The organism is Acinetobacter sp. X9 (assembly GCF_054889255.1).
This window is the reverse complement of the sequence record NZ_CM142679.1, coordinates 2648889-2672602: the sequence shown is the minus strand read 5'-3', so window position 1 is coordinate 2672602 and position 23714 is coordinate 2648889. Positions and strand designations below refer to the sequence as shown.

Sequence of the window (23714 nt, the reverse complement as noted above, 5' to 3'; positions counted from 1 at the left end):
AGGAATGATGAATAATTTTTATTGTTATAGGTGATGGCTTTTAAAAAGGAATTTATAAGGTCTTAAGTGATTTAATAATATTTTAGAATGGTTTAATGGACTAAATTAATAATCATATAATTTGTTTATTATTAAAGCATTTACGACGGTTGCTATAAATTGGAGTAAATATTACATGAGTAAGAATAACGGAAAGCAGTTCCTGGAAGGAGATCTTCTTGGTAGTCAACATATGACTGAGCAAGAAGAAGAGAAATTGCAGCGCTCATTGACAAATCGTCATATTCAAATGATCGCAATCGGTGGTGCAATTGGTACTGGATTATTTATGGGTTCCGGGAAAACATTAAGTGTTTCGGGTACTTCAATTGTTTTAACCTATTTAATTATTGGTTTCTTCTTTTTCTTTGTGATGCGGGCAATGGGCGAATTGCTGCTCGCGAACACCAATTTTAAAACATTCGCTGATTTTGCAACAGCTTATCTCGGTCCATGGGCGGGGTTTTTCCTTGGTTGGTCCTATTGGTGTAACTGGATTATTACTGCGATTGCCGATGTAATTGTAATCGGAGGGTACATGCAGTTTTGGTATCCCGATTTACCCGTCTGGATTCCAGCATTTACATCATTGGCCATCTTAACCATACTTAACTTTGTGGCCGTTCGATTGTTTGGAGAACTTGAGTTTTGGTTCTCACTTATCAAAATTACTGCAATTATTCTATTTATTCTGGCTGGTATTTATTTAATTGGTACGGGGTTCACTTCTCCAAATGGGGTTAAGGCCTCAATGAGCCATTTGTTTGAAACACAATCTATGTTTCCTTATGGTGTAACAGGTTTCTTGGCTGGTTTTCAAATTGCCATATTTGCATTTGTGGGTATTGAGCTTGTCGGTACAACTGCCGCTGAGACCAAAGACCCGCATAAATCACTTCCAAAAGCGATTAACTCTATTCCTTTACGCATTTTATTGTTCTATGTGGGCGCGTTGGTTTGTATTATTGCCGTCACATCTTGGGCAAAAGTTTCACCAGAAAAGAGCCCATTTGTAGAAATGTTTACTTTGGTCGGGTTACCAATTGCGGCAGGTTTAATTAACTTTGTTGTTGCGACTTCGGCTTTATCTTCTGCAAATAGTGGGATCTTTGCGACCAGTCGTATGTTATACGGTCTAGCGTTAGATAATGATGCACCTAAAAGCTTTAGTAAGCTGTCAAAAAGAAAAGTTCCAATTCGCGGACTTGTATTTTCAATGGCGTGCGTAACGGTTGGAACATCTATTTTATTTATTGTGCCTAATGTTATGACGGCATTTACGATTATCTCAGCGCTTACTTCAATTTTATGTATTTTTACGTTTATGTTGATTGTGCTTTCATATATTTATTATCGTAAGAAAAGTCCTGAACTACACATCCAGTCAAAGTATAAAATGCCGGGTGGGCTATTTATGGCATGGCTGACCATGTTATTTTTAGTGTTTACTATCGTCATTTTGGCTTTGGACCATGATACTTTAATTGCACTTGAGTGTTCACCAATCTGGTTTATTGGTTTATTTATTGCCTATAAATATAAAAAGAAAAAGATGTTGCAGCTTGATATCTTGAAAGCTCAAAAGGTTGATTATATTTAAGCTAGAAGATGAAACATTTTGAAAGCTAGACGGGAGTCTAGCTTTTTTATTTTTAAAATAATAATTTTTAGTTAAGATAATTTGTTTATGTTTCCAATATTTAGTAGCAAACTTACTCAGAAAATTTTTGTAAGGTCTGAAATGTTTTTCAGGATTTTAAATATAGTCATAAATATTAAAATGAATTAAATTGATTTTAAAACTAAAGATTACAAAGTAAAAGGAATAGTAATCCCATGATACTTAAGTGTAATGATAGTAATTTGTACGATTTTACTATGGGGAAAAGATATATCTGTTTTGGGATGCAATTTAATGAATATCGAAATGAAACAAAAGTATCTGTTCGCCGCGATTCAGATGGTACCCCTGTTATTGTAGAAATTTCTAAATTTGAAATAATTAATCCCAGTATACCTGAAGGTTGGGAAATTTCATTTTATAAGCAGGAAGATACTATAACTACGACTATTGAACCTAAAGAATTTAGTGGAGAATTTTGGGATGACTATCATGATGGGAACCCTAAAATGGAAAAATTATTTGAAGATACTTATTTAAAGATCTGTAAATTTCATAATTTTTCTATTACGTCCGGTTGATTAATTAAAAGCCAATAAAAAAGCCTCATTACGAGGCTTTTTTTATATTCATTATTTAATACTTGGATCACCTTTTTTCAAGAAAAAGCGAATCGCTAATTTTTGTAGGAATGTTCCATAAGGAGGGTGGAAAAGCTGAGTTGGGAAGAACCGATGGCGAATAAAAACCGTTTTAGCATGTGAAAGTTCACGGAAACCTTCCTCACCATGATATGACCCCATGCCTGAATTGCCGATACCACCGAAAGGAGCATCATGATTGACTACATGCCAGCCCCAGTCATTAATGGTCACACCACCCGAATGAGTTTCACGTAAAATTCGGTCGCGTTCTACCGAGCTATGTGTAAAGAAATAAAGCGCTAAAGGTCGTTCGTCCGATTTCACATAGGTAATCGCATCATCTAAAGAATTATAAGCCACCACAGGTAAAATAGGGCCAAAGAGTTCTTCTTTCATAATGCGCATATCTGGCGTGCAATTCAGCACAATCTGTACAGGCATCCTGCGGCCTTGTTGGTCAAAGCTATAAGTATCGCAAGGAATAATACGGGCACCTTTTTCTTGTGCATCGGTCAAGATATCTTGAATACGTTTTAAATGGCGGTCGTTCACAATGGAGGTGTAATTTTCATTATTTTCAATGTTTTGACCAAACATTTTTATAAAGCTTGATTTTGCAGTTTCAACAAATTCATCAATACTTTCTTTTGGAACCAACGCATAGTCAGGCGCTACACAGATTTGACCACTATTAGTTGCTTTACCATGGGTAATACGTTTTGCAGCATCGGCAAGCGGATAATTACGGCTCACAATGGCCGGTGATTTGCCACCTAACTCAAGTGTAACAGGTGTTAGATTTTCAGCAGCAGCTCTCATGACGACTTTGCCAATAGCTGGAGAGCCAGTAAAGACAATATGGTTAAATGGCAAAGTGGTGAATCTAGCTGGATCTGTAATTTCTTCACCAAACACGGCCACTTCATCTTCATTAAAAACTTCGGCAAGCATGCGTCGAAGCATGGCATTAGTATTCGGTGTAATTTCAGGCAGCTTAATCATGACTCGATTGCCCGCAGCCAAAGCGGCAATGAGGGGGCCAAGTGCTAAATAAACGGGAAAGTTCCAAGGCACAATCACACCAACCACACCTTTAGGTTGGTATTGCACACTTAAACGGTTTGATAAAAATAAAAGCTCGGTACGGCGTTTACTTGGGCGCATCCAGCGGCGTAAATAATGAATGGCATGATCGGCTTCCAACACAGAGCCAAGCAAATCTAGTAGTTTAGATTCATCAAATGATCTAGAACTAAAATCGGAATTAATCGCAGCAGCTAAAGCATCTTGATAACGGATAATTTGTTTTTTGAGTTGATGCAGTCTGGTGCGGCGTGCCTCAAGACTTGGATAGGGATCTGCCTCAAAATTGGCACGTTGTTTGGAAAAAATAAGCTCCATATGTTCAGTGGCAGAGCCGCTATATTCTTTTAAGGTGGACTGTTCCATTATTATTCCTTCCATACTTTTGCTTATCATACTTTATGCTTGAAGCGTCATATGGTCGATGTTAAATTGAGACAACAAGAGGTAGTTTAGTGCCATTATGCACGTCACTCTAGGGATGATGTGAATTAAATGCCTAAAAATATTTATAAAAATGCAAATAGTGTTATCGAAGGAAATTATGATAATACATCCTTAGGTGCCAATACATATTTGCTGGGTTTAACCAGTTTATTCGATGAAATGGGTTTGCAAGGCCATTCAATATCAGATGTTCTATCTGGCACAAATATTTCGCCAGATACGATGAATCAATCCTCTATATATTTCCCAAGTCCAAAAAATTCAGCTATTTCAAAATATTCAAAAACTATCTCACGATCCTTTAATTGCACTACGCGCAGGACAAAAGCAGCGATTGTCTGATTTTGGGGTATATGGTTACACGCTTTACTCTTCGCGTAATTTTAGACAAGCGGTAGATCTGGGCATCCGACACATTAAGCTTGCAGGGCCTATTTTAAAGAAGTCAATTTATATTCGAGAGGATGTTACGATTTTTGCAGGGCAGGACATTATTGCACTGAGTAAGCTTCTGTTTTTTAATATATAAGAATCGAATTTTAAATTCTAATTATTATAAAAAATTTATAGCAATTAATTTGCTGGTGTTAGTAGTTAATATGAAAAATAAAGATCTTGATATATAAAATATTCTTTCTCATTTAAGATTTTATACTAAATGTTGCAAAAATTTACCTTTTGTTATATTTTGTCAAAAAAATTTAAAAATGGAAAAATAATGAAGTTAAAATTTCTTTTTGTATCTATTTTGTGTGCCATGCATTACACAAATGCTGCTGATATTGAACTCTCCGCAAGTTTAAAAGGAAGTACATCTGTGGATGGTTTGGGAGTTTTAAATTATAACTTACCTTTGAGCCTGCCCCCTTCTATCCGTGGTTTTTCGCCAGACTTAAATTTAAATTATAACGGACAGGCAAATGATGGAATATTAGGTCTAGGTTGGGGGGTTTCTGGATTATCTGCCATTTCCCGCTGTGTAGACGATTCAGCATATAGTGAAAAAAAGGAAGGAATTTCAATTGTTAATGCATCTATAGCTGAATTGCTGGGAGGGTTAGCTAATACACCAGCTTATTTAAAATCTACACTCTGCTTAGATAATCAAAAATTAATTCGCACCAGTGCAGATACAGCAGCAAATATAGATACAGAATTTCATTTAGCAAATGATGACTTCTCTAAAGTTAAATTAGAAATTGGAAATACAGTTTCTGGCACTGTCTCAATGCCATTCATTAAAAAATTTATTGTGACTCAAAAGGATGGTACTATACGAGAATATGGTGCCAGAGTAACAATGAATAGAAAGAACTCACAAACAGGAGTATATGAAAAAATCTCTAATGCTGAAGCTTATACTTACTTGTGGGGGTTAACCTCTGTAAAAGATATAAATGGAAATTATTGGACAATAGATTATTTGGACTCAGCATCTACAGGTGCTTTATATCCATCAGTAATAAAGTATACAGGTAATGGGTCAGTTTTACCTTCAAACTCAATAGAGTTTGTTTATATAAATAGGCCGGAAAACGAAAAGAAAGTTACTTTTGTCGAAAATGGTTCTGCAACAGTAATTGATAAAAAACTATCTAAAATAAATATTAAAATAAACAACGTTTTAAAAAGTGAATATAACTTTCAATATGAAAATATTGATGATAATACTGCTAATAAAAATAGATTAAAAACAATTAAATATTGCTCTACAGTTGGTACAAATAGAGAGTGTCTTGTACCAGTAAACTTTGAATGGAGTTCATATGGTAAAGACAATATATCTTATGTTATAAATTCTAATCTTGCAAAAATCCCTAATACAGCTAAACAAGTCCAATTAGTAAAGCTTCATACAAAAAAAGGTGATAGTTTTCAGAATACAATTGGCTTGTCAGTTAATGCTGATACTTTGACAATATATGATAGTAATTTAATGAATGGCACGGGAGCAAATATTACCTTAACTCATACTACACTAAGTAAGTTTAAAGAATGGTCTCCAATTGTTTTGGATGTGAATGGAGATGAGATTGAAGATCTTGTAATTTACGGTAAAGATACAAGTAATAATATATCATTACTAGAATTTACTTCAGCATTTGATACAGATGGGAAGAGAACCTTTACTTTTTATAAAGAAATTTCAAATTTTGCAAATGTCTCAGCTCCGTTGCATAGTCTAGATGTAAAAGATGGAAATTATGATGGAGTTAATGATTTAAACTTAACTTTTATAGATTCTAGTATGGCTAGATTTTATAGTTTAAAGTTAGATCAAGCAGGGAATAAAACTTCTTTAGATACAATTGATCTATATTCTGCCACTTTATCAGATTTAAGAAATAAGATTGAGGAAGGAGATATTGGTAAAAATCTTCTTAAAGGAAGATTTAATCGTGCTGGAAGTAGTGACATTCTTATACACTATACAGATAGTGAGGGGTTGAAGTTTTGTGCATTAAATGTACAAGATTCTATTTATCAAAATAAGAGTGAAGCAATACCATGTTCTGATAATGTTGTTATAAGTGGTACAGAAGGTCAAAGTTATAAGAGTTATGATTTTTCTGTTGTTGACTATAACCATGATGGCTTGGATGACATTATCATATCAAAGGTTATAAGGGCAGATTCTACGAATGGAACTGCTACCAGATTCAAAGATAAAATTATTGTTCTTTTGTCTAAAAGTCCAGTAGCTGGGACTAGTTTCGAAGTTCTTCCAGCCTTTGAAACAGATTATTTTACAGTTGATACAACAAAATGGACTAGCGCATGGGAAGGGTATTGGTCAAAACCATTTTTTAATGATATTAATTTAGATGGTTATCTTGACTATTATCGTTATACAAAGGCATCATCTCCTAATTTAATCACTTTTTTGCAAAATTCTAATAAAAAATTTGATATTCATAATAAAGCAGTGAAAGTCTGGAAGGATGCTACTTCCTCTACAGATCAAACTTTATATACTATTTTGGGTATTCCGTATGTCATTAATGATACAAATTACAATTTTAGTTTTATATCTGAACCTAACTTAGATTTTAATTTAGATGGTTATCCAGATGCTGCTTTTTCGATTTTAGCCCGACCAAAAACAACAAGTGTTGGTTCTAATGCTTTTCTTTTATCATATGCTGCTAGAGCGTACGATAAAAATGATGTGATTGGTACTCCTGGCCTTCCATCCTCAATAATGTTAACAAAGAATAATAAATTTAATGATTTACTAACAACTATAGATATGGGGAGTGGGGAGAAAGTAAGAGTTGGGTATATGAATAAAACTCAATCTACTGATTCTATTGTTAAAAAACCATTTCCTGTTCAGGCGGTTGATAAACCAATTTTGGTGGTGAGTGGTATTAATAATTTATTAAATGATGTTAAAAAATCTAGCCTCAGTTATGATTATTTTACTCCCCGTTTAGATGTTAAAGAAAAACGTTATTTAGGCTTTGAAAAGCAAACTAAAGTTATAGAAAATTATAATAAAGATGAGGTAGGTAACCCTGTAACAAATAAATTAGAAGAAGAAATAATCTATAAACAAGATTATCCTTATGTGGGAATGCCGAAATCTATTATTCAAAAATTAAATGGCAATTTAATTTCCAAAATGTCAGTAAATGATGCTGATTTTGTGAGTGATAGTGCTTATCCAGCTACTAAAGTTAAGGTTCCACGCATTAAGTCCTTCACAACAGAAAAATATGAACAAGGTAAGTTTGTCTCAAAATCTATTAAAAGTGAAACTATTGAAACGCGTTTTGGTAATACTTTAGAGTCTAATCTGGTAACTTCAAATGCTGATAATACTTCAGTTTTTACAACGAATGTTAAAGCTGCTTATTATCCTGAAGATCTTGCTACATGGAAACCTGGTTTAGTTAAAGATCGTACAGTATTAAGTAATCGTACGGGGCAGACAGCTATTCAGACAAAAACATCATTTGAATATGATGATAAACGTCAAGTAAAAAAACAGATTGATGAGCCTGATGATACCTCTTTAAAAACACAATCTGATTTTACTTATGATGTTTATGGTAATCCTACTAGTATTACTGTGACAGGTGCTGGAAGTGGAACTGATACAAGTATAGGAACTCGTAAAGTAACCTATGCATATGAAGCTGGAACAAATTATGTAGCAGGGACGTTTAAAACAAAGCAAACAAATGCATTAAATCATGAGGAAAAGTTTACTTATGATGCTTTAACTGGTCAGGTTTTGATCTCTACAGATGCGAATGCGAAAGTCGCGACTAATACAATAGATTCTATTGGAAGAATATTAACAACAAAAAGCCCTGATGGTGTGTTAACAACAAATGCAAATGAATTGTGTAAGACCTATGTGGGTGTAGGTACAAATTCCCTTGAGTGTGAAACTGGAGAAAAATATAAATTTACTTCTACAACTACGGGTTCTGCTCCAACTATTAGTTTTTTAAATGGTTCTAATCAAGTAACTAGAACTATGACGAAGGCATATGACAATACTAATTATATTGTTGCCCGAAACGAATATGATAATAATGGACGGCTATATCGTAGTAGCCAACCTGCGCTAAGTAATGTGGCATACGCAAATTTACAATGGACATCTTTTGGCTATGATGGTTTAGGGCGTCTAATTAAAACAGTTGAGCCAGGTAACAGAGTTACTAAAACGGTTATTAATGGTTTAGAAGCTACAACTACTAATGCTAAAGGACAAAATAGAAAAGAAATATCTAATATTGCTGATGAAGTAGTTGAGGTGGTTGATCACGATTCTAAATCTTTAAAATATACAAGAGATGCTCTTGGTCGCGTCATTAAAACAACAGATGCTGCTAATAATACAATTTCTATTACTCTAGATAAAAAGGGTAATAAATTACAACAAGTTGACCCGGATGTTGGAACTATTTCTTATCGGTATAATCCGTTAGGCCAACCTGTATGGTCAAAGGATGCAAAAGGGCAGCAGATTACTTATCAATACGATGCATTAGGTCGTTTAATTAAACGAACTGAACCAGATCTAATATCTGAATGGACATGGGATACAAGTGGAAATGGTAAAGGTAAACTTGCAAAAGTAAGCTCCAATAACGGATTTGTTGAAAACTATTCTTATGATACTTTTGGTCGCCCTACTCAGGTAGTGACAGGAAAACAAATTGATCCTAAAGCTCAAGCTTCTACTGATCCTGACTTTATTATTAAATGGAATTATGATTCGGCTGGGCGTTTACTAAGTTTAGTTTACCCAACTGGAATAGGTTATAGAAATATCTATGATACCAATGGATATTTGCGAGAAGTTAGAGATTTGGCTGGTACACGTTTATATTGGGCAGCCACCGCTCGTGATGCTTTAGGTCATGTAACTTCTCAGACTCTTGGCAATGGTTTGGTATCACAATATAAATATAAAACTGATACTGGTTTCTTAGAGTCAATCAATACAGGTGGTTCTACTGTTCAACAGAATAGTTATACTTTTGATGTATTGGGTAATTTAACGAATAGGAACCAAAATATAAATGGTATTTCAATAACTGAGGCATTTACCTATGACAATATTAACCGCATCAAGAGTATTGTAAATCAGAAGGGATTAACAACAACTGCGACTTATGATGCAATTGGAAATATTGCCAGCAAAAGTGATGTGGGAACATATAACTACACAACAGGCGGGACCAGTTGTGGTGTACATAAAGTTTGTGCGATAAGTTCAACAACAGGTGGTCTTAACACAAGCTTCGCTTATGATGCTAACGGAAATTTATTAACAGGTAATGGCCGAACCAATACTTGGACAAGCTTTGATATGCCTCTGCAAATTAAGCAAGGAACAAGTACAGAAAGCTTCTTATATAATGCTGACCATGAAAGAGTGCGCAGAGTAAGTGTTGATAGCGCAGGGAAAGCAACTACAACTATTTATATCAATCCAAGAATTGATGTAGGAAATACTTTTGAGCGTAATTATTTACCAGATGGAAGCATGGAAAATACGCATTATATTTATGCTGGTAGTAACGTGGTTGGTAGTTATCTCACAACAGATAAAGGTACAGCACCGACAGCAGATCTTAGTACAACCTATAAAGATGGTGTTGCCCCAAATGCGACTCTTGGTACAACTTTAAAAACGGGACCCATTCGTTATTTCCACTATGACCATCTTGACTCACTCGAAGCTATTACTGACTCAGCTGGTAGTGTAATAGAACGATTTAACTATGATGTATGGGGAAAAAGACGTAATTTAGATGGAACACTAGCAACAGGTTTAAAGTCTACAAAAACAAATCGTGGTTATACCTTACATGAAATGATGGACAATGTTGGCCTAGTCCATATGAATGGTCGAGTGTATGACCCGCAAGTTGCAAGATTTTTAAGTGCCGATCCTAATATCGATGGTGCTGATAACCTGCAAGGTTATAACCGTTATAGCTATGTTCATAATAATCCAGCGACGCTGGTAGATCCAAGTGGTTATGGTTTCTTTAAAAAGTTGGGTCGGGAACTTATACGTCCATTTAAGCAGTTGGGCCATGCGATTGAAGATGCCATTATTACAATAAATGATGATTGGTTAGGTAACTGTTCAAGTAGTAGAGGTGATTGTGGGATGACCGTAGGTGTCACTTATGGTCCAAATAATACTGCAATCGGTAATGCGAATAGCGGACAAACGACCATCCAGCCATATATTGGTTTAACTGGTCAGAACAGTAATTATACGCTTAATTTCTCATATCAAAATGGTGGATTAGACTTTAATAGTTTTGGTTATGGATCTAATTCTTATGATGGTGTTGGGAGTGGGATTGCAAAGTTAACGCCAGCATATAGTATTGATGCTAGTCTTTTTAAGGGTTTTTCTCAATATTTATTTCCAAATGTTCAAGGGGATGAAGCTAGAGCTCTTAACTTGGATCCTGATAAAAGTAGTGTATGGCAAACTGGTTCAGATGGTAATCAATATGCCTGTGGTAATAACAACTGTAATATGGTTTCTGGTAGTACAAAGCCAAATTATTTTATCGAAGAGACTATTATTGATCGCATTACAGGGGGGATATTTTCAAAATTTGCGAAATTGGCTGCTGTAGGGCGTTCGGGTAAGCAAGCTAGACTTAGGGAGCTTTCAACAGATGATAAATTGGGAGCGGCGGATAAAGGTTGGATTAAGAATGAGTTGAATTCGATTGAACGTGGAAAACGATCTTATATTAGAAATCCCCCAGGAAAAGATCTAGCCCATGAGCGTGGACGTGAAGCTGCAAAAGGCTATGGGTATGAATATTCAAACTTACAAGATCGTATTCTTCATCGCTTGCAGCATAGATATGATAATTTTGGTAGAAAGAATAAAGAAAGACCTCCACAATAAATGGTGTAATTGGTTTGCAGGAAATAATTTATGAAAATTAGTCAGAAACAAATTGATGCTGTAAGTGCATTAGCTGGCCCTAAAAGATATGAGCATTTCATAAAGGTTGTTGCTGATAGGCAGGAAGTGTGGGGATTATATAAAGATGGTTGGGCATTAGCTGCAACAGATGATGGTCAAAAAGTATTTCCTGTATGGCCCGCTAAAGAGTATGCAGAATTATGTGCAGATAAAGAATGGATGGGATATGAAGCTGAGTCATTTTCTTTAGATGATTTTATGGGCGAGTTACTGCCAAATTTACAAAGTGATAGAGTCTTAATAGGTATTTTTTATACGCCTGTAAATAATGGAATAACTCCAGAAATAGAACAAGTATTGAGTGATCTGGAGCGTGAGTTGGAAAATTATTAAGAAGCTACTCCACCTTTTAGGTGGAGTTTTTTTATTAATTGTAATGACTATTATAATTAATGGTTATTTCTTAAGTTTAATTATAAACTAAGTAGGTATTATTATATACTTTTAGTAGTTAAAATTTAAAATAAAGATATTTCATATTTAAAAGATATTTTTATTGGTTGTTGTGTTGATTTGTTAAAATAGGTATTATTTGTTTATATAAATGACACCTAAATTTACACAATGAAATACAAAATACTTTTTATATCAATTTTTCTAGCAATTCATCATTCTCATGCAGCAGATATAGAACTCGCAGAAACCTTAAATGGTAAAACCTCCGTTAGTTCTGTAGGCGTACTCAATCATAATATTCCACTGAATATTCCTCCTTCGCTTAATGGCTTTGTTCCCCCATTATCCCTTAATTATAACGGAGAGAGTCCTGATGGTATTTTGGGGTTAGGTTGGAGTATTGGTGGAATTTCAGTAGTATCTAGATGTAGTTTTGCACCTAATAATACATTAAAAGATGCGGCATCTGCTGAGTTGCAAGAATATTATAAAGTTGGTGGTTCACCGACCTCTTCAGCTTTTAAACAATCCTGTTTTTCATTAGATGGAAAAAAATTAATTAAAGTCAGCCCTGATAGTGCTGCAATGTCTTCTACAGAGTTTCGATTTGAAGATGATGATTTTTCAAAAATCACCTTAGAGCTTGAATCCAGTGGTTCTATTAGTGGCACTATTAAAAAATTTATCGTTAAAACCAAAGAGGGGATAATAAAGGAATATGCAACTCCACTAAAATTTAACTATAAAGATGCTACAACTGGTCAATATCTGGTTAATAGTTCTACTACTGAGGTTTCTGAATGGGCGTTGACCTCTGTAAAAGATAATAATGGTAATTACTGGACAGTAGAATATGAAGATCTAAATAAAGGGGTATTCTACCCTAAAGTTATCAAATATACGGGCAATGGTGCCAATGCTCCATTAAACTCAATTAATTTTGAATATACGTCCCGCCTCGAAATAGAACGTAAAAATATAACTTTAGAAAAAGATTCTGCACGTGTATTAGATAAAAAACTCTCAAAAATAAATCTTAAGGTAAATAATACTTTAAAAGGGGAATATAGTTTTCAATACGAAGATATTAACGATACAGTGGCAAAAAAAACAAGATTAAAGTCAATCAGTTATTGCTCAATTAATGGAAGTGATAGGTCTTGTACCATTCCAACTAAATTAACATGGAGTTCATACGGCAAAGAACGTATGAGGCCACCTCACAGACCAGGAGTATTGCCAATTCCCTCAATTGCGGATAAAAGCAATGTGCGCTATGTTTCATTAAATGTGAGTAAATATCCAGGACTATTTGAAAAAACAGTTATTTCAAAGGATCTAGATGGGTTAAGTATATTTTCGATAGGAACTGAATATTCTGCTAAAATTACGCATAGTTTATTGAGTGGTTTAAAAGAGTGGTATCCAATTATTATGGATATTAATGGTGATGAAATAGAGGATCTAGTTATTTATGGAAAAGATAGCTCTAATAATGTATCGCTTTTAGAATTTTCTGCTTCTTTTAATAACGAAAATAAAAAAGAGTTTAAACCCTATAAAGATGTTATAAATATTAATGCTGTTCCATTGCCATTGGTGAATATAAAGGTAATGGATGGTGATCGTGATGGTATTAAAGATCTTATTTTAACTTATGCTGATGATAACAATATTCGTTTTGATGGTATTAAGCTCGATGGTACAGGAGCAAAGGTTTCCGTTAAAACCTCTACAGTAGATTCTGCAATTATAACGAAATTAAAAAATAGTACCGGAAGCTCAAAAATATCATCAAGGATTTTAACTGGTAATTTTCAGCGAAATAAAGAAAATGATATAATGCTTTATTATACTGATGCTACAAAAGGGCTCGGTTTTTGTCCTATTAGTGTTTATTGGGATGTGATTAATAAAGATAGAGTTTTGAGTTGTAATTACAAAATTGCTCCTGTTGATTGGGAGTGGACTGTCCAAGGTAGTGGGGCGAATATATATAAAGATTATTCATTTAATGTATTCGATTATAATAATGATGGTCTTGATGATATTGTGATGTCCAAAATCATAAGAATGGACAGTACAAATGGAACTTCTACAAGGTTTAAAGAGCAAATAGTACCATTACTTTCAAAAGATAATGCAAATAGTTTTGAGTTGTCTACTACAGTTGAAACTTCACCCTTTGTTATAGATACAACAGGCTGGGGTTCAGACTGGGAAACCACTAAAATCAGTCCACCAAATTTTGTAGATTTTAATCAGGATGGATTGGTTGATTTCTACAGATATACTTATTCCTTTAAACCAAATCTTATTACTTTTTTACAAAAGCCAACTAAGCAGTTTAATATCGACAATTTTCATTTAACTAATTGGGATAAACCTCAAGCTGGTACTGAAGAAGTTATGTTTGCAATTATGGGATATCCTGGTTTTGTAAGCCCAGAATATTTTAAAATTGATATTATCCCCACTCTTAGTGATTTTAATTCTGATGGTTTACCTGATTTAGATTTTAGAATTGTGGCATATCCGCATAAGGCTGGTGAAAAAAGTTTTTTATATTCCCTGATAACAAGCGCGACGGATACCGAACCTGACCCTTATCTTGATGGTTGGATTTATGCGGCATTTATGCCTACTTTAACTTTACCCGATATGTTGCGTTCAATTGAACCTGGTGATGGTCGCAAAGAATGGTTCGCATATTCTAGTATAAGTGGAAACCCTGAGAATCAAGAATCCAAGCTATTTCCAGTTAGGGGAATAAGTGCGCCGATCTGGACAGTTAAATATATACGTAATTATTTAAATGATGTGTTGGGTGCACAGGTAACTTATGATTATTCTACTCCTCGCCTAGATGTTAAAGAGAATCGTTTTCTTGGCTTCGAAAAACAAACAGAAAAACTGGAAAGCTATAATAAGCCATCGGATATTTATGCTGTTACCAATACTATAGAAAAAGAAACCATCTTTAACCAGAACTATCCGTTTATCGGGATGGCGAAATCTGTAGTGACCAAAGCGAATGATGCCTTAGTGTCTAAGCTAACCGTGGCTGATGCAGATTTTGTAAGTGACAGTGCCTACCCAACCACCAAGGTTAAATTCCCACGAATTAAGAAATCTACAGTTGAGAATTATGAACTGGGTACACTGGTTTCCAAGACAGTCACAGCCAATAACTACGAGAACGTATTTGGTAATTTAACCGATTCAACGGTAACCACAAGCAGTGCAGATGGCACAAACGTATTTACCACGACAGTTAAACCCACTTATGGTACAGCTGACAAGACCAACTGGATTCCGGGCCTGATCAAAGACCGGGTGATGACAGCTTCACGTACGGGTCAAACCGCGATTCAAACAAAAACCAGTTATGAATATGATATCAAACGACAAGTCATTAAAAAGATTGATGAACCGGATGACGCAGCGTTAAAGCTACAGACCGATTATAGCTATGATGCCTATGGCAATGTCACCAAAGTCAGTGTAAGTGGTACGGGCAATGGAACGGATACGGGAGCAACGCGTACGTTCAGCTCAGCCTATGAGGCAGGAACAGGTTATCCTGCTGGTGTATTCAAGACCAAAGAGACCAATGCATTATCGCAGCAGTCTACAGCAACCTATGATCCGGTTACAGGACAACTCCTGACCTCCACAGATATCAACGGGGTTGCAAGCACCCAAAAAATTGATGCACTCGGCCGTGTGATTCAGACTAAATCAGCCAGTGGCGTGCAGACGGATATAAGCTATCAGTTATGTAAGACCTTTGTTGAGGTGGGAAGTAACAGCAGTGAATGTGAAAAGGGTGAAAACTATAAGATCACCTCGACTTCAACATTAAATGCACCGGTCATTACCTATAAGGATGCTAATGGCAACGTTAAGCGAACGCTGACCAAAGCCTATGACAATGTCAATAATATTGTAGTGCGTAATGAATATACCGCATCTGGCCGTCTGTACCGAAGCAGTAGTCCAAGCCTGAGCAATGTAGCCTATGCAAACCTGCAATGGACGACCTATGAATATGATGCGCTTGGACGTGTGAGTAAATTGACAGAGCCGGGTAACCGGGTCACCAGCTATACGCGCAGTGGCTTGCAAACCACAATGACCAATGCCAAGAACTTAAAGCGTACAGAGAAGAGCAATATCGCCAATGAAGTGGTTGAAATTGTTGATCATGATAATAAATCCCTCAAATACAGCCGAGATGCGCTAGGGCGAATTACCCAGACGACAGATGCATCAGGGAACAGCATTAGCCTGACACTCGATAAAAACGGGAATAAACTGCAACAGGTTGATCCGGAACTGGGAACCTGGAAGTACCGTTATAATGTTCTGGGACAACCGGTATGGCAGCAGGATGGTAAAGGACAGCAGACGACTTTCCAGTATGACAGTTTAGGCCGCTTGATTAAACGAACCGAGCCGGACCTGACCTCGACATGGACATGGGATACTGCAACCAAGGGTAAGGGACAACTGGCTCAGGTCAGTAGTACGAATGGCTTTAGCGAAAGCTATAGCTATGACAGTTATGGTCGACAAATCCAAACCATGACCAGTAAAAAGATTGATCCTATTGCCCAAGGCACGACAGATCCGGACTTTATCACCAAGTGGAACTATGACAATGCCGGACGTATGCTGGCATTTGCTTACCCAACGGGATTTGGCTACCGAAATATTTACGATACCAACGGTTATTTAAAAGAAGTCAGAAACCTTGCGGGCACGCAGCTCTATTGGTCAGCAGATGCACGGGATGCAAGGGGTAATGTTACCGCAGAGACCTTGGGTAATGGTCTGGTGACGAAAAGAGCCTATAAGGCAGACACAGGGTTCATTGAATCGATCAGTACCGGTGATGCGAAGATTCAGCAAAACACCTATAGTTTTGATGCACTAGGCAACCTGACCAACCGAAACCAGAACTTGGCGGGTATCTCGGTGAATGAAACATTTAGCTATGACAACATTAACCGCCTGACCAGTGTTGTCAACCAGAGCGGTGGCAAAGTTACTGCGAGTTATGATGCGATAGGCAACCTGACAGCCAAGAGTGATACGGGAACATATAACTATGCAACAGGTGGGACGAGTTGTGGTGTACACAAGGTGTGTACGATCAGTTCAACAACCGGTGGTCTGAACACGGCTTTCAGTTACGATGCGAATGGAAACTTATTAAGTGGTAATAACCGCAGCTATAGCTGGACAAGCTTTAATATGCCTTTGCAGATCAAGCAGGGGACGACGACAGAAAGCTTTATGTATGATGCCAATCATGAGCGGGTAAGACGTACCAGTGTAGAGAACGGGAAAACCACAACAACGTTATATATCAACCCAAGGATTGATACGGGCGGGACATTCGAGAAGAGCTATTTACCGGACGGCACAGCTGAATACACCCACTATCTCTATGCAGGTGGTGATGTACTGGGCAGCTATGTCAGCAAGGATAAGGGAACGCCACCGACCGGAGATCTGGGCTTAACTGCTCAGGCAGGGGTTGCACCGAACAGTGCTAAGGCTGCGGTGAGTAAAACAGGACCTTACCGTTATTTCCACAGTGATCATTTGACCTCAATTGAGGTGATTACTGATGCTACAGGAGCGGTAGTTGAACGTTTGAGCTATGACCCTTGGGGCAAGCGCCGCAATGCGGATGGAACCGTGGCGAGTACTGTGCTGAAGGGAACCAAAGACAGCCATGGTTTCACCTCGCATGAGATGCTGGACAGTATTGGTCTGGTGCATATGAACGGGCGAGTATATGACCCGCAGGTGGGACGATTTACCAGTGCGGACCCGACCATTGATGGAGCGGATAATTTACAGGGTTATAACCGTTATAGTTATGTACATAACAATCCAGGAACATTGCTAGACCCGAGTGGTTATAGTTTTTTTAGTAAGTTAGGACGTGAAATTGTCCGCCCATTTAAGCAAATAGGTCATGCTCTTGAAGATGCAATCATTACGGTAACTGATGATTGGTTAGGGAGTTGCTCAAGTAGTCAGGGGGACTGTGGAGTTACAGTAGGTGTAACTTATGGACCAAATAATCAAGGATATTATTCAGCAGATAACCAAAATATTAATCAATATAATAATGGGAAAATGACGATCCAGCCTTACGTAGGATTTGGTGGTCCAAAGAATTATTATTTTGTGAATTCTTCATATCAGAATGGTGAGTTGAATTTTAATGGTGTGGGTTATAACAGCAATGGTATGGTTGAGCTGGTACCCGAATATAGAATTCATGCTAGTCATTTAAGTGGGTTCTCTCAATATTTATTTCCAAATGTTCAAGGAAGTGCAGCAAGGGCCCTTAATTTAGATCCTTATAATAATAGTATATGGCAAACTGGGACAGATGGAGCTCAATATGCCTGTGATAATAATAACTGTAATATGGTGTCTGGAAATGCTACACCTGTAACATGGGTTGAAGAATATATTTTTGGAAGAATTCAATATGTAGGAAAAGCCATTGGATTTTATAGAAGTATTACAAATGGTCAGCATGAGTCTGATTCAAAAGTCACAAGTTGGATATCTAGAAAAGTCTGGAATGATTTATCACCAAATATCCAAAAGAAGTTTATGAATGCTCAACAAAAAGGTGTTGTACCTCCTAATGGTAATCAGGGGATAATTAAATTATCTAGTACAGAGCCATTAGTAAAAGACGGATATACTCATAAATTAAAAATACTTGGAAGTGGAGGGGACTTAAGAATTTACGGTAAGCAGCAAGAAAATGGTCATATTATCTTTGATAAAATACAAGGGCATTGAAGTGAATAAGGTTTTGATTGAAAGTATCTCATTAGAAAAATTGAAAGAGTTAATTAGTGAAAATGATCCTCAAGATCTTGATATTTTTGAAGATGTTAATCGCTTAAGTTTTGTATTAAATAATATTTCAATAGATAGTAATTTATATGAGAGTTTGGTATATATTTGTAAGATTGATATTATATCTTTTAGTAATTTAAAAATAGCATACTATAAGGCTGTTCTTAATATGGATTATGAAGTCATTGATGATTTTTTTGTAACTTTAATAGATTAGTTTTTGGGCAAAATATTAAATATTTTACTATAGTCTATATTAGCCTTTTAATATAAGAAACCCTATTTTTAGGGTTTCTTATATTAAAAATAAACTTATGTGATTGATTTTATAAAAATATTAGTTATTATGGTACTTTAATTATTAATAAAGATAATTTATTATCTTTATTTTATAAATTTTATCCTATGAGGTTTTGGAGTAAAGTAGGCTGCCTCACAATTATATATTGGAATAACACTTTATCTATAGGTAAAGATTGTAAGCGATAGACTGGAGTAATTTGATATATGCATCCGTTCAATTTCTCAGCTTCATCCACTCCTTACCAGCATTATTTTTGAGTAGGATCAGTATTACCTTCCACCTATAGTTTTTATTTGGATAACTTTATATTGTCAACAATCTACTTTATTTGCACTATTTTGAGTTGAAGCTAATTAGGATAATTTTTTTAATATTTTCTTAGAAAAAATTTTTTATATTCTACTTTATAATAGGAAATATATTTTTTTATGGGTATTATATGGTAGTTTAAACTTCTGCAAACATGTATGTGCAATGTATAATAAAACTTCTAAAATTAAAGGCTTTACCCTCCTTGAGCTAATGATCGTTTTAGTTATCATTGGTTTGTTAGCAGGTATTATTGGACCAAATCTATTTAAAAATTTGGAAAAGTCTGAAAAAACTACAGCTAAATCTCAAATTGATGCATTGACTAAAGCAATCGATCAGTATCGTATTGATAATGGTTCATTTCCTGATAATGGAAATGGACTAAATGCTTTAGTGGTTGCGCCCGCAGGTGCATCTCGCTGGAATGGTCCCTATATTAAAAAAATCCCAATTGATCCTTGGGGAATGTCATATCAGTATCAGTCACCAGGGCAAAATAACCCTACCGAATATGATGTATATTCGTTTGGGAAAGATAAAGCTAAAGGTGGAACGGGCGATAATGTAGATATTGGAAATTGGTAAGACCATGCCAATCTTTAAAGCACGTATTATAAATACAAATGGGCAGCAATTAGAGAAAAAAATTGAAGGCGAAAGTCTAGATGCTGTTCGCCAGTATTTATTGCATGAAAATTTTTTTATTATTGAACTAAGTGAACAGAGAGCACAATTTAAATTTAGAAAAACTTCTAGTTTTAACGTTGTTATCTTTGTTCATGAGCTGAAAACGCTTTTACAATCTGGACTATCTATTATAGAGGGGCTAGATGTTTTACTTAGTCATCATGCTGAGACCGATAAAAATTCTCCTGTATACCGTATAAAACATGCATTACATCAAGGCATGCCCTTATCCCAAGCAATGCTGAGTTGTGGTGAAAATGTTTTTCCTCCTTTATTAGTTGCGACTGTTGCAGCAAGTGAGCGAAATGGTACGCTTATTCAAGCTTTGAATAGTTATATACGATATGATGAGCAGATTTCATCACTTAAATCAAAAATTTATAATGCATCCATGTATCCACTATTACTTGTTGGTATGGCAGTTACTGTAAGTTTATTTTTGCTTATGTATTTAGTTCCACGATTTGGAGCTATTTATGAAGGCGTTGATATGGATTTACCGCTTGCCTCTAAACTGATGCTTGAGTTGGGTGTGTGGTTAGGTGAATATCGAACGATTGTTATTGTTATTATGACTCTTAGCTTAATTTACATAGTGCGTAAAATTCTTATAAACGGAATTGAAAATACATTAATGCAATTTTTATCTGCATTTCGGCCTCTCGGAAGACGGTTAGAAATAGTTTTTCTATCCCGTTTCTTTAGAGGACTTGCTTTATTACTGGATGCTGGAGCCTCAGTTGTAAAATCATTTGATATGTTAGCCTCAATTTTAACACCAGCTCAACAGCAACAGCTTTATAAAGCAAAGGATTTAATTTTACAGGGTAATAGTTTAAGCGATTCTCTTTATAAAACTGGACTTAGCACATCAGTTTCTGCGCGGCTATTAGCAGCCGGTGATCAAAATGGTGAAATTTCGGCAATGTTAAGGCAATCGGCAGATTTCCATGATTTAGATTTAAGTCAATTTATAGAGCGTTTTTCTCGATTACTAGAACCTATTTTAATGTTGGTGATTGGGTTATTTATTGGAATGATTGTTGTTTTACTTTATATGCCAATTTTTGAAATGGCGAGTGGGTTGCAATCATGAGTTTAGTAAAGCAAAGCTTCGGTGAAAAAGAATTAAAAAACATAAAAGTTGTACAAAATATTTCACCTGATTTGGCTGCTAAGAGACAGTGCTTAAGTGTTAAATTAGATAATCAATTGTGGGTACTTTTTGCAAAAGAGGTTGAGTTAAAAGATTTAAATTGGTTGAGTTATATTATTAAAGAACCATTTAATATCGCTCAAATTGAGAATGAATACTTAACAAAATTTTTAGTTATTTTAAATAAATATACTAATGACTTAAGTAGCGAGCAACAAAATATAGAGCAAGACGTAGCTTTGCTACAGCCAAATACTATCAATGAAAGTCAAGTCGTTCGTTTAGTCAATACAATCTTATCGGATGCCTATCAATTTGGTGCTAGTGATATTCATTTCGAAAATACGGCAGACGGTTTAATTATTAAAAATCGTATTGATGGTGTATTAGTTGAAAATATAAATCTATTGATGAATGTGCCAGCAGAACAAGTAATCTCTAGATTAAAGGTTTTAGCAGAGCTAGATATTGCAGAACGGCGAATCCCTCAAGATGGACGTTTAACAGTCCATTTAGATGGTTATGAAATTGATTTACGTATCTCAATTATGCCAGGCTTACATGGAGAAGACGCTGTTCTCAGGATTTTAGATAAACAGGCATTAACCCAAGATGATGTTCCTTTAACTCTGGAGTTATTGGGCTTTGATAGTCAAACTATGATTGACATTCGCCAATTGGCTAAACAACCCTATGGTATGATGTTAGTTACTGGTCCCACAGGGGCGGGTAAAACAACGACATTATATGCGTTGTTACATGAACAACATGATGGACAACAAAAAATTATTACAATTGAAGACCCTGTTGAGTATCAAATAAAAGGAACTTTACAAATACCTGTAAATGAAAAAAAGGGTTTGACTTTCGCTAGAGGTCTTCGCTCAATTTTACGCCATGATCCAGATAAAATTTTAGTAGGCGAAATTCGTGATCACGAAACAGCGGGTATAGCAGTGCAAGCTGCACTTACAGGGCATTTAGTTTATACCTCTGTACATGCCAACCATGCTTTAGATGTGATTGGTCGTTTTCGTCATATGCAAATAGATCTATTTGGATTTGTAAGTAGCCTGAATGGCATTATTGCTCAACGACTCATTAGATTGAATTGTCCACATTGTAAACAACCCGTGCAAATTAACGAAGATGTAGCTCAATATTCTGGAATTTCTCCAAAACAGTTGAAAGAATATAATTTTTATCAAGGTGTTGGCTGTAATCAATGTCAAGGAACAGGATATAAGGGACGTCAGGCGATTGCTGAGGTCTTAATCATGGATGATGAGTTACGTGAACTTATTATTCAAAGTGCACCGATGAGTCAAATTAGAAAAAAATTGGCAGATCAAGGGATGAAGTTTTTAAGACAACAAGCTCTTGCTGTCGTTGCTCAAGGGCAATCAACTTTACAGGAAATTAATCGTGTTACCTTCGTTGAAAGATAAAAAACTTTTTTTAACTGTAAAGGATGAAAATTGTTATTGGTTTTCAGGTACAGCCACAGGATATGAAATGGGGGACTGTTCTTTAAATGATTTAGAGCAACAAATAACGGAACTAAATAAGGGCTCAAAAAAGAAATTTACATCGATTGATGTAGTAGTAGATAGTATTCATTGTAGGTTTGCAACAATACCAGCATTAAAAGATTGGCCTGAACAAGATGTTCTAGATTTTTTGATTCATCAGAAATTTCAACAAGTTGATATAAATTTTGATCCGAATAACTTTATCATATTAAATGATAGTTTGAAATTTAATCAATCTTGTGTTGTGGTTGCTTTCCAGAAGACAGTTTATGAAAAAATTATAAAAATACAATCAATATTAAAAGTTAAGAGCTTAATGCCATCTATTTTAGCTATTTGGAATTATTATGAATTTCAATTAAATCAGACATCATTAATGATTGTTGAAAATGGTTTTATATACTCAGTGATATATGAGTGTGGAGTTATTCATGAAATTAATGCTTTTCCTAGTCATTTAAAAGATGTGTTGAGCTATGATCATATATTTAATTTTTTGGAAAATGACTGTAATGAGAGGAATTCAAATATTTTAAATTTCAAACTACCTCTGTCGATACAACTTTCCAATGAAATAATAAATAATCATTTTTTAAACTTAATGAGGTTTAAAAACTATGGTTAAAGTTTATATAGCTCCCAAAAAATATAATTTAGAAAATAGATATATAAAGATCTTACTTGGTATTCTAGTAGGAGTTGCTTTTGTAACAGCTATTATTTTAGGGTATTTAATGATTGAATATAAGCATCAGTTTTCTATATTTAACCAGTTAAAGCAAAAATATTACGATCAGACAGAGATGCCGGTAGCTATTGAAAACAAGCCTCAAGTAAATTTAATTGATATTAGTATGTTGGATAAAATTATGCAGTCACGCCCAGATGGAGTGGCTTTTAATAGAATCAAGTTAACTCAAATAATGCCTTTACAAATAGAAGGATTAGCAAATAATCCAATAGAAGTTGAAGAGATCGTAAAAAATGCGTCGAGTCTTGATATGAAATTACAAATTAGTCAGGTGCAGGCTGATAATGATCAAAAAATTATTTTTGAGTTGAAGCAAAAGTGAAGTTTAAAAGTTTCGATACCTTGAAATGGTA

At 35.3% G+C, this 23714-nt stretch carries 12 protein-coding genes and 1 pseudogene; 12 read left to right on the top strand and 1 reads right to left on the bottom strand.

What is annotated here, in order from left to right; translation table 11 throughout:
• The first annotated feature begins 175 nt into the window (after window positions 1-175).
• Together ACYU0V_RS12685 and ACYU0V_RS12680 are read left to right on the top strand one after the other, a co-directional pair.
• On the top strand, window positions 176-1639 hold the full coding sequence (locus ACYU0V_RS12685; RefSeq protein ID WP_461847714.1) for an amino acid permease: 1464 nt from the start codon (window positions 176-178) through the stop codon (window positions 1637-1639).
• 236 nt (window positions 1640-1875) lie between these two features.
• Window positions 1876-2241 (top strand): hypothetical protein, encoded by a 366-nt coding sequence (locus ACYU0V_RS12680; RefSeq protein ID WP_461847712.1) that lies wholly within the window; start codon window positions 1876-1878, stop codon window positions 2239-2241.
• Window positions 2242-2292: 51 nt separating this feature from the next.
• Here ACYU0V_RS12680 and ACYU0V_RS12675 read toward each other — a convergent pair whose 3' ends face one another.
• Window positions 2293-3753, bottom strand: coding sequence for a coniferyl aldehyde dehydrogenase (locus tag ACYU0V_RS12675; protein WP_461847711.1), 1461 nt, complete (start codon window positions 3751-3753; stop codon window positions 2293-2295).
• A gap of 129 nt (window positions 3754-3882) precedes the next feature.
• On the opposite strand from ACYU0V_RS12675, the pseudogene ACYU0V_RS12670 reads away from it, so the two are divergent.
• The 10 genes and pseudogenes from ACYU0V_RS12670 to ACYU0V_RS12625 form a co-directional block, all read left to right on the top strand.
• Window positions 3883-4348, top strand: a pseudogene (locus tag ACYU0V_RS12670) (AraC family transcriptional regulator ligand-binding domain-containing protein); the annotation flags it as partial.
• A gap of 204 nt (window positions 4349-4552) precedes the next feature.
• The gene (locus tag ACYU0V_RS12665) at window positions 4553-11242 is read left to right on the top strand and encodes an RHS repeat-associated core domain-containing protein (RefSeq protein WP_461847709.1); all 6690 of its coding nucleotides are present in this window, start codon (window positions 4553-4555) and stop codon (window positions 11240-11242) included.
• Window positions 11243-11272: 30 nt separating this feature from the next.
• A complete protein-coding gene (locus ACYU0V_RS12660; RefSeq protein WP_317810476.1) occupies window positions 11273-11656 on the top strand; it encodes a DUF2750 domain-containing protein in 384 nt (127 codons plus the stop codon).
• A 231-nt stretch (window positions 11657-11887) separates the two neighbouring features.
• A complete protein-coding gene (locus tag ACYU0V_RS12655; RefSeq protein ID WP_461850280.1) occupies window positions 11888-18559 on the top strand; it encodes an RHS repeat domain-containing protein in 6672 nt (2223 codons plus the stop codon).
• 1 nt (window position 18560) lies between these two features.
• Window positions 18561-18836 (top strand): hypothetical protein, encoded by a 276-nt coding sequence (locus ACYU0V_RS12650; RefSeq protein WP_461847707.1) that lies wholly within the window; start codon window positions 18561-18563, stop codon window positions 18834-18836.
• Window positions 18837-19397: 561 nt separating this feature from the next.
• Window positions 19398-19820 (top strand): type II secretion system major pseudopilin GspG, encoded by a 423-nt coding sequence (gene gspG / locus ACYU0V_RS12645; RefSeq protein ID WP_461847706.1) that lies wholly within the window; start codon window positions 19398-19400, stop codon window positions 19818-19820.
• A 4-nt stretch (window positions 19821-19824) separates the two neighbouring features.
• The gene (locus ACYU0V_RS12640) at window positions 19825-21018 is read left to right on the top strand and encodes a type II secretion system F family protein (RefSeq protein ID WP_461847704.1); all 1194 of its coding nucleotides are present in this window, start codon (window positions 19825-19827) and stop codon (window positions 21016-21018) included.
• A complete protein-coding gene (locus ACYU0V_RS12635) occupies window positions 21015-22526 on the top strand; it encodes a GspE/PulE family protein (protein ID WP_461847703.1) in 1512 nt (503 codons plus the stop codon). Before ACYU0V_RS12640 ends, ACYU0V_RS12635 begins: the two co-directional genes overlap by 4 nt.
• Entirely contained in the window at window positions 22504-23235 is a 732-nt protein-coding gene (locus ACYU0V_RS12630; RefSeq protein WP_461847701.1) for a hypothetical protein, read from the top strand. Before ACYU0V_RS12635 ends, ACYU0V_RS12630 begins: the two co-directional genes overlap by 23 nt.
• Window positions 23228-23683 (top strand): hypothetical protein, encoded by a 456-nt coding sequence (locus ACYU0V_RS12625; RefSeq protein ID WP_347747392.1) that lies wholly within the window; start codon window positions 23228-23230, stop codon window positions 23681-23683. Before ACYU0V_RS12630 ends, ACYU0V_RS12625 begins: the two co-directional genes overlap by 8 nt.
• The last annotated feature ends 31 nt before the right edge of the window (window positions 23684-23714 follow it).